This window comes from Bradyrhizobium sp. Leo170 (assembly GCF_004296405.1).
Taxonomy (GTDB): domain Bacteria; phylum Pseudomonadota; class Alphaproteobacteria; order Rhizobiales; family Xanthobacteraceae; genus Bradyrhizobium.
In genome coordinates, this window is the sequence record NZ_PSRR01000399.1 from 1 (window position 1) to 7,097 (window position 7,097).

11 protein-coding genes are annotated in these 7,097 nt (G+C 63.0%); 1 reads left to right on the forward strand and 10 read right to left on the reverse strand.

All coding sequences use genetic code 11. The features are described from left to right. From CWO89_RS38305 to CWO89_RS38350, 10 genes are all read right to left on the reverse strand, one after another. Nucleotides 1–1,279: hypothetical protein (locus tag CWO89_RS38305; RefSeq protein ID WP_130583529.1), on the reverse strand; the 1,279-nt coding region annotated here is incomplete at its 3' end. A gap of 164 nt (nucleotides 1,280–1,443) precedes the next feature. Beyond that, on the reverse strand, nucleotides 1,444–1,905 hold the full coding sequence (locus CWO89_RS38310; protein ID WP_130583530.1) for a phage tail assembly protein: 462 nt from the start codon (nucleotides 1,903–1,905) through the stop codon (nucleotides 1,444–1,446). Next, nucleotides 1,902–2,267, reverse strand: a complete 366-nt coding sequence (locus CWO89_RS38315) for a phage tail tube protein (RefSeq protein WP_130583531.1) — start codon at nucleotides 2,265–2,267, stop codon at nucleotides 1,902–1,904. The genes CWO89_RS38310 and CWO89_RS38315 overlap by 4 nt, the downstream gene beginning before the upstream one ends. A gap of 16 nt (nucleotides 2,268–2,283) precedes the next feature. Next, complete coding sequence (locus CWO89_RS38320; protein ID WP_130583532.1) at nucleotides 2,284–3,849, reverse strand: phage tail sheath C-terminal domain-containing protein; 1,566 nt, start codon at nucleotides 3,847–3,849, stop codon at nucleotides 2,284–2,286. Nucleotides 3,850–3,883: 34 nt separating this feature from the next. Next, nucleotides 3,884–4,222, reverse strand: a complete 339-nt coding sequence (locus CWO89_RS38325; RefSeq protein ID WP_130583533.1) for a hypothetical protein — start codon at nucleotides 4,220–4,222, stop codon at nucleotides 3,884–3,886. Next, nucleotides 4,219–4,890 carry a hypothetical protein gene (locus tag CWO89_RS38330; protein ID WP_130583534.1) on the reverse strand — a complete coding sequence of 224 codons (672 nt, stop codon included), beginning with the start codon at nucleotides 4,888–4,890 and terminating at the stop codon, nucleotides 4,219–4,221. The genes CWO89_RS38325 and CWO89_RS38330 overlap by 4 nt, the downstream gene beginning before the upstream one ends. Beyond that, nucleotides 4,890–5,246, reverse strand: coding sequence for a head-tail joining protein (locus tag CWO89_RS38335; RefSeq protein ID WP_130583535.1), 357 nt, complete (start codon nucleotides 5,244–5,246; stop codon nucleotides 4,890–4,892). Before CWO89_RS38335 ends, CWO89_RS38330 begins: the two co-directional genes overlap by 1 nt. After that, the gene (locus tag CWO89_RS38340) at nucleotides 5,237–5,617 is read right to left on the reverse strand and encodes a hypothetical protein (RefSeq protein WP_130583536.1); all 381 of its coding nucleotides are present in this window, start codon (nucleotides 5,615–5,617) and stop codon (nucleotides 5,237–5,239) included. Before CWO89_RS38340 ends, CWO89_RS38335 begins: the two co-directional genes overlap by 10 nt. Beyond that, nucleotides 5,610–6,248, reverse strand: coding sequence for a head-tail connector protein (locus CWO89_RS38345; protein WP_130583537.1), 639 nt, complete (start codon nucleotides 6,246–6,248; stop codon nucleotides 5,610–5,612). The genes CWO89_RS38340 and CWO89_RS38345 overlap by 8 nt, the downstream gene beginning before the upstream one ends. Continuing rightward, entirely contained in the window at nucleotides 6,248–6,808 is a 561-nt protein-coding gene (locus tag CWO89_RS38350) for a hypothetical protein (protein ID WP_130583538.1), read from the reverse strand. The genes CWO89_RS38345 and CWO89_RS38350 overlap by 1 nt, the downstream gene beginning before the upstream one ends. Between CWO89_RS38350 and CWO89_RS38355 the strand changes: the two genes are divergently transcribed. Beyond that, a partial coding sequence (locus tag CWO89_RS38355) for a hypothetical protein (protein WP_130583539.1) occupies nucleotides 6,767–7,097 on the forward strand: 331 nt, incomplete at its 3' end. The genes CWO89_RS38350 and CWO89_RS38355 overlap by 42 nt on opposite strands.

The window sequence follows — 7,097 nt, forward strand, 5'->3', positions numbered from 1 at the left end:
CAATCCGCCGCCCGGCGAATAGGCCGCCTGCTGCACCATGCCGGCGAAGCCGCCGCCACCGCCGCCGCCTTGGAACGACATCGGTTGATAGCCCGGCAAACTGTTTTTTGATGGCTTCATCGATCTTGCCGGTCAGTTGCTCGGTCGCCTTGGTGTTGTCCTCAACCGGCTTGTTCGGCTTGTTGGTCCAGTAGTCGTTCCAGCGCTCCAGGTAGCTCTTGTCTTCCTCTTTCCTGCCCGGCTGTTGCGGCAACAGCTCCGGCTTGGTGGCCCCCTCAATGCTGCTCGGCGTGTTGTACCCGCGCTTGAACACATCGCTGTTGCCGATCCGGATGAAAAGCTGTTCAAGCGATTCGAAGCTGGAAAGGATCGCCGACGTCACCTTGTTGGCGTTCTCCAGCGCGGTGGTGAGCGGCCCGACCTTCAAGGTGTTGATAATGTCGCTTATGCGGCTCCACTTGCCTTCGAACAAATTCAGCTGCTTGTCGAATTCCGTGCCGAGCCGCAACCTGCGCTCCTCGGCGTCGTACCATTCCTTGGATTTCTCGGTGAGGCTATCGAGCGCGCCGAGCACGCTCTTGTCCAAGAACGGCGCCGCCCATTTGTTGGCGATTGCGGTGGCTTCCTGCAGCGTCTTGTTCTGGTCGCGCATCAGGTTGGCGATGATATTGCGCCGCGCCTCCAGAACGGCGTTGGTCTGCTTTTCGATCGAATCCATCTTCGGCAATTGCTCAAGCAATTGCGCCATCGCCCGCGCGGATTCCGAGCCGGCCGCGCCGGCATCGCGGATCATCTTGGTTTTTAGTTCGCTGCCCTGGCGGCCGACCTCCGCGATGGTGTCCGACAACTTGGCGACATTCGACACCACCGTCTCAGCGCTGACGCCGGCTGCGCCGAACTGCTCGATCAGGTTTCTGATATGCGAACCGCCGACGCCGACCGCGCGGCTGATTTGACCGATCTCGCGCAGCGCGGCGGCCCAATCTTTCAGGCCACCGATCTGTCGCGTGATCTCGAAACCAAGAGCCGCGGTGTAGCCAGCAATACCAAGCATGGTCTTGCCGAGCGCGCCGAATCCGCCGACCAGGTTGGTGACGGTGCCTTCGAGACCCTTAGCGGATTCCTTCAGGCCGGCCTGCTCGCGCTTGAACCGCTCCATGCCCTGCGCGGCCGAGCCGCCGCCGAGGCTCTGCATTTCCTCGCGCAGCTTGGCAATGCCCGCCGACGCATTGTCGACGAGGCTAACGGTTAAGCGTAGCTCTTCCTCTTCCGTTGGCATTTATTCGTCTTCACCCTTGGCCGCCTGTTGCTCACGATCGAGCTGCGCCGTGCGGCGCATGTGCGTCGCGACGTCGTTCAGTGGCATGGACAGGAAAATGTCGGGGCTAACGTGATACCAGCGTGCCAACCGGTAGCAGTCGAGGATGATGTCGTCCTCGCTGCCTACCAGGCCGCTGGATCGGGAAGAAAAAAACGCTGCAATCGGAATGCAACGCTGTTCCAGTCGTGCGGATGCATGTCTTCGATGAACGGCGGCAGGATGTCGGACAGCGCGGCGATGATGAAGGTCATCTTGCGCTCCTCGATCCGCACCTCGCCCTCCTGGTCGATCCGCACCGGGTTGCCATAGCGGTTGATGTCGCCGGCCCGCGGCTCGCGCAAGGTGATCGCGCTGATCTTCTCGCCCTTGTTGTTGCGGATTTGCTTGTGCAGTAGTTTGACCGTGATCGGCCATTCCGGCTCGGTGCTGCCGAGGTCTTGCTCGGCCGGCGAGGCCTCGATCGCCGGATCCGGGGTCGGGCGCGACTTCGCCGGCTTCTCCGGCGTGACGTCGACCATCGGCCGCTGCAAAGTCGGCCCGTCGTCATCGTTGATGAAGCCTTCGCGTTTCGGACTGACGTTCATATGGCGACCTCCTCGCAGGAAACGCCTTCCCAGCGCACGCGCACCTGGCCGTCGCGGGTGTTGTTCTCGAAACCGCCTTTGCAGGTGGCCGCGATCAGCGTGTACTGCATGTGATTGGCGAGCTGCGCCACCACGGTGACGTCGGTCTCATCCATCAGGTCCTCCAGATAGAACCCTGGCATGGTCGAGAGATCGGCCTCGATGTAGGGCACGCGCGGCAATTCCTGATAGCCGTGCACGCCGTCTTGCCCGGCGATCATGGTGCGCTCGACCGGCGACGGGCTCACGGTGAAATTGCCGCGCAGCGCCATTTGCACGCCGTCCACGGTCAGGAAGGCGATGCCCGCAATTCGTTGTGCCATGTTTCCCTCCTATGGGTTACGCGTTCGACGCGGCGTTGTAGGGCGGCTGGTTCTGACCGATGATGACGTTGTCAATGCCGCGGTCGTACTGCAGGCGGAATTGCGCCAGCACCGCGAAGATGCGCAGCTGATTGATCAGGTCGGGCGGATACAGCACGTTGAGCCGGTTCGGATTGTCCGGGTCACGCTCCACCAGCAGATGACGCTTGAAGTTGCGGAGGTCTTCGACCAGGCCGCTCCACATATCCTGCTGGTACTGCGCGATCAGCTCGCCCTTGATGATGCCGGGCGTGACGATGGCCTGGCCCGGACCGAACCGCGTGCCGTCATTGGCGAGCTTGTGGCGCGGGAATTTGCTGCTGATGGCGTGGCGCTGATTGCGCAACAGCTTGGCCAGCGTCGCCAACGTCGTCACCAGCTCATAGGCGTCGTCGGTTTGGCCATAGAGGTTGAGCTGGTAGGTGGTCTGCTCTCGGGCGATCATCGGCTGCTTGTCGCCGCCGAGCTTTTGGATCGCGATGCCGCTCGATGCCAGCGAATTCAGTTCGACGAAATCGAACTGCTCATGGAACGGCGCCGCCCTGACCCTGTTCAGGCTCAGTGCCTGCAGCGGCCGGGCCGGATCATTGACCAGCGCGCGCTGCGCTTTCGCAGCATAGGCGGCGGCCCATTCGAAGCACGGCGACGGTGAGCCGACCTCGAACCCCATGATCGATTCGACGCCGGAATTCAGCGTCAAGCCGAACAGCAGCAGATCGGGATAGCTGCCGCGCTTGGCCGAGAACACATGGCCGAACAGCTGCCGCTCGAAACCCCAACGGCCCTGATCGGTGAAGCCAAATTCCTGATCCCATTCGAACAGCGAATTGGTGTCGGTGTACGGCATCGCGACATATTCGAACGGCGTCTCGCCCATCGCGCTGATGGCGTCGTCGAAATCGGGCGTGCCGACGCCACCGCTCAACAGGCCATTGGTCGGCAACGTGATGTCGAGGCCAACCGGCAGTTTCTCGCCGCCGCGGGCGCCGAAGTAGTTCAGCGACACGGTGATGTCGTTGGTGAGAATGCCCTTCCACATTGCCGTCAGGGTCACGACACCGGCCGCCGCCGCCGCCGTCACCGGCAAGGTGTCGTCGGCATTGATGGCCGCCTCGATCGCCGAAGCGATGTTGTCGACCGTATCGGTGGTGTGGACGTTGACCGGGACATGGGTGCCGGCGATGTAGAGATGGATCGTGCCAGCTTCATCCGGCACCTTCATTACCGTGATGGTGCCAGTGGCGGCTGCCGCGCCGACCGGCTCCGCCAAAGGCAGACCCCAGACTTCGTTGGCGAAGTTGTTGTTGAAGTAGGCCATGAACATCCGCGACAGCTCGCTGCCCTGGCCGAACCGCATGTCGGCCTGCGCCTGGCTGCCGATCGGAATCGGCACGTCGGGCTCGGCGTCGCCATCAGCCGTCATGATGCCGACCATCAGCGCGCGCAGATTGATCGACGGCAAGCCAGCCATCGACGGATCGACTTCGACCCAATACAGCGGAATCTTGATGGTGGCTGGAATGTTGGCAAAACTGATCGGCATCGCGGTCTCCTCTCACAAAAAAGAAGCGCCGCGGTTAGGCGGCGCTGCTAGGGTCTTCGCGGCGTTGCCGCCGATGACGTTGGTCTTTGTCGCGGTCGTCGCCGCCGCTATCACTGCTCTCCTCGACGGTGACCGAACCGTCGGCGATGCGCCGCTTGGTGAAGCGATCATTCGGCCATTCCGCCGAGCCGCCACCGGGCAGGAAGCCGCTTCCGTTCGGATGTTTCAGCACCTTGCGCAGCTCATCGCTGGCCGGCGTCACGCGCACTGGCTTCGGCCGGAACGAGCGCACCTTGGCCAGCCGATCGAGCTGGTGCTGCTTGCGGATCGAGACTTCCTTTGTCGGTTTGTCGTTCGATCGGTCGTTGCTCATCGGTCCTTCTCCTTTTCAGGTGCCGGGGGCGTCGCGGGGGCAAACACGTACTTGGCGTGCAGCTGCTGGCGCTGCGCCATTTCTTCCTCGGTGTCGCCCGGCTCGATGCCGGTGTGAACATCGATCTCCACCAGGTCGTCGGTGATCTCCGGCGACCAGTCCGTGCGATAGAAGCAGGAGACGTCGTATTGCAGCTCGGCGACCGGCGTTTCATTGTTGAACCCGGTCGCACCGAACACATGGCGGCGGGTGCCGCGGGTGATGCTTTCGATCCGCGTGTTGTCGGGATTCATGGCGCCGACATGCGGATTGTAGGTATCCAGCATGTTCATGATGTACTGGTCGCGCCATAGCCTGTTCATGATCCGCCAGTAGGCGGCGTCGATGGTCTGCTCCGCGATCACAGGATCATTGTTGGCGATCATCACCGAGAAGCCGATCCGCAGCGTGTGCGAAAATCGGATGCAGCCGGTATTGGGATCGCCGTCGGGCAGCATGGTCTCGTCGAGGATGTAGACGCCGAGATACGGCAGCAGCTCGTGCTGCACCTGCAGCATCTTGGTCTTGCGCTTCTTGAAGCTGGCGAAATACGGCTCGCGTTCGGCCAGGGCGTCATAGAACACGTCACGGATCACCAGCCCGTAGCTCTGGGTGTCGGTGATGCCCATCACATGATCGTTTCGTATTTCCGGATCGTCAGCATGGTCTGGCCGCCGCCGTCGCTCGATGCGTCGACGATCTGGTATTCGCCGCGCGGCACACCGTTGCAGTCGGCCGGGATGATGAGGTGGTCGTTTTGTTGCGGCAGGACGCTGAATTCGCTTTCTCTGATGTCGAGGATGGTGCGCTGGTCGGAATAGATGTGACCGTCCATGCCCTGCACATCGATCGAATAGGTGTTGAAAATGCCGCGCCGATCGTAGGCGGGTTGCCCCGGTTGCGAGGCCAGCGGGATGAACGTCACCGGCACGGCCCAGAAATCGAAGATCGGGGACTGCAGCGTCACGTCGAGGTTCACGGCCATTTCATTGCCTCGCGCGTAAGGCCGAGCATGCGCTGGTCGAGCTGATCCTTCAGCTCCTCGCGCAGGATCGGCCGGTTCGAGGTTGGTTGTCGGCCAACGACGCCTCTGGGCCGGTAGACCTTCGGTCCCCGGGTGGCTTGCTTGCCTGGTTGCGGCCGTTCGAACCGCGCCCGCGGCCAGATCAGGGTGACCGCCGCGGTCTGGTTGCCGGTCGCCGTGACCGTCATGTTCGGATATTTGCGGCGCATGTCGTCGCGCTGCCAGGCGGTCAGCTCTTCCGGCACGGCCTGATGCAGATTGCCGACCTGTTCGGCGAGCTTGTCGAACTTCGTCACCAGATTGATGACGTCGTCGAGCACGACGCTAAACATAGAACCGCATGTACTTGTAGAGCAGGACGTTGATGGTCTCGCCCGCTGCGCCGATCGCGCCAGCACCGCTCTGGCTGGATTGATTCTCGTCGAAGAACTGCACCCGCGACTCCCGGTGCGAGATCGACTTGATGCCGGAGATGACGGCGCGCGACATTTCGGTGCGGGCGCCCGTAATCAGGATGCCGGTCGCGATCTTGAGCGCAGGCGGTGCCTCGTCGGGCAGCTGATAGCCGCCGCTGTAGGTGACGACGACCGGCTCGGCAAAGGTGCCGAACACCGTCAGCTTGCCGGACCGGTTCTCGATTTCGTAATTCGCCGGATCGATGGGGCTGCCGTTGCAACTGACCGATTCGATATCGGCGTCGCTGACCGGATAATGCGTCAGGAAGATCCGGGGATTATCCAGCGGCGGCAGGTCGCCGCGCCAGGTTTCCTTGACCTTCTCTTTCGCGAACACGCGGTTGCACATGGTGGCGACGACGTCGGAATATTGCTCGATCCACATTTCGAGCTGCGCGTCTTCGCTGGTGTCGCTGGTCGAGATGCCGAGGATGGTCTTCAGCTCGTCGAGCGTCAGCAGCTGGTAGGTCTCGGCGGGCTCGATGACCTTGACGGTGATATCCGCCATCAGCGCGCCTCGTTGTCGAACTGCTCGAACAGCGGTCGCAGATTGAGCGGCTCGGCGTCGCCATTGTCGGACATGATCGGGGTCGCCATGTAGCTGGCGCGATCGACCTTCCAGCCGATGATGGTCGGCCCCGACGGTCCGCGCTCGCCGCGCTCGCCTTGCTCGCCGCGAATGCCGGGTTTGCCGGGTCGGCCGGCGGATGCGATCAGTTGCCATCCGTCGCCTGGGCACGGCCCCGGGTGGTCGCGACGGGCGATAAAGCTCGACCCGTTCAATGCGACGATGTCGAGGAGAGCGTAATCCTCGCCGTCGCGATGGGTGCCCTTGACCGTGGGAAAGGCGGCATCGCGCCCTTTTTCGGCGAGGCAAGCCCAGTCGGAATGCGGCGGCTTCTGCGCCGTATCCTTCCGGGCCTGGTAGGTGCTGCCGTCGCAGCAGACGACGTCGCCATGATACGAGATTTCGTCGGGTTGCCACGCACGGACGATGGGCAGCTCGCCCGGATCGCCCTTGTCGCCTTGTTCGCCTCGCGCGCCCGGTTCGCCGGGATCGCCTTTCAATCCCTGTTCGCCTTGCGGGCCGGCTTCGCCGAGCGGGCCTTGCTCGCCTTGTGTGCCCGGCTCGCCTTGCTCACCGCGCTGCCCAGGTTCGCCCGTTTCACCGCGCTCGCCGCGCTCGCCGCGCGGACCTTGGCCGCCTTGCGGGCCTTGTTCGCCGGGATCGCCTTTTTCGCCTTGCTCGCCATGCTCGCCTCTCTCTCCTTGCTCGCCGCGTTCGCCCTGTTCGCCCTGCGGACCGCGCTCGCCAGCCGCGCCTTGCTCACCTTGCTCGCCCTGCGGTCCGGCTTCG

Bases quoted from the DNA above. Each gene is read 5' to 3' on its own strand.
- CWO89_RS38310 (WP_130583530.1), bottom strand. From the start codon at position 1,905: ATGAACGTCAGTCCGAAACGCGAAGGCTTCATCAACGATGACGACGGG.
- CWO89_RS38315 (WP_130583531.1), bottom strand. From the start codon at position 2,267: ATGGCACAACGAATTGCGGGCATCGCCTTCCTGACCGTGGACGGCGTG.
- CWO89_RS38320 (WP_130583532.1), bottom strand. From the start codon at position 3,849: ATGCCGATCAGTTTTGCCAACATTCCAGCCACCATCAAGATTCCGCTG.
- CWO89_RS38325 (WP_130583533.1), bottom strand. From the start codon at position 4,222: ATGAGCAACGACCGATCGAACGACAAACCGACAAAGGAAGTCTCGATC.
- CWO89_RS38330 (WP_130583534.1), bottom strand. From the start codon at position 4,890: ATGGGCATCACCGACACCCAGAGCTACGGGCTGGTGATCCGTGACGTG.
- CWO89_RS38335 (WP_130583535.1), bottom strand. From the start codon at position 5,246: ATGGCCGTGAACCTCGACGTGACGCTGCAGTCCCCGATCTTCGATTTC.
- CWO89_RS38340 (WP_130583536.1), bottom strand. From the start codon at position 5,617: ATGTTTAGCGTCGTGCTCGACGACGTCATCAATCTGGTGACGAAGTTC.
- CWO89_RS38345 (WP_130583537.1), bottom strand. From the start codon at position 6,248: ATGGCGGATATCACCGTCAAGGTCATCGAGCCCGCCGAGACCTACCAG.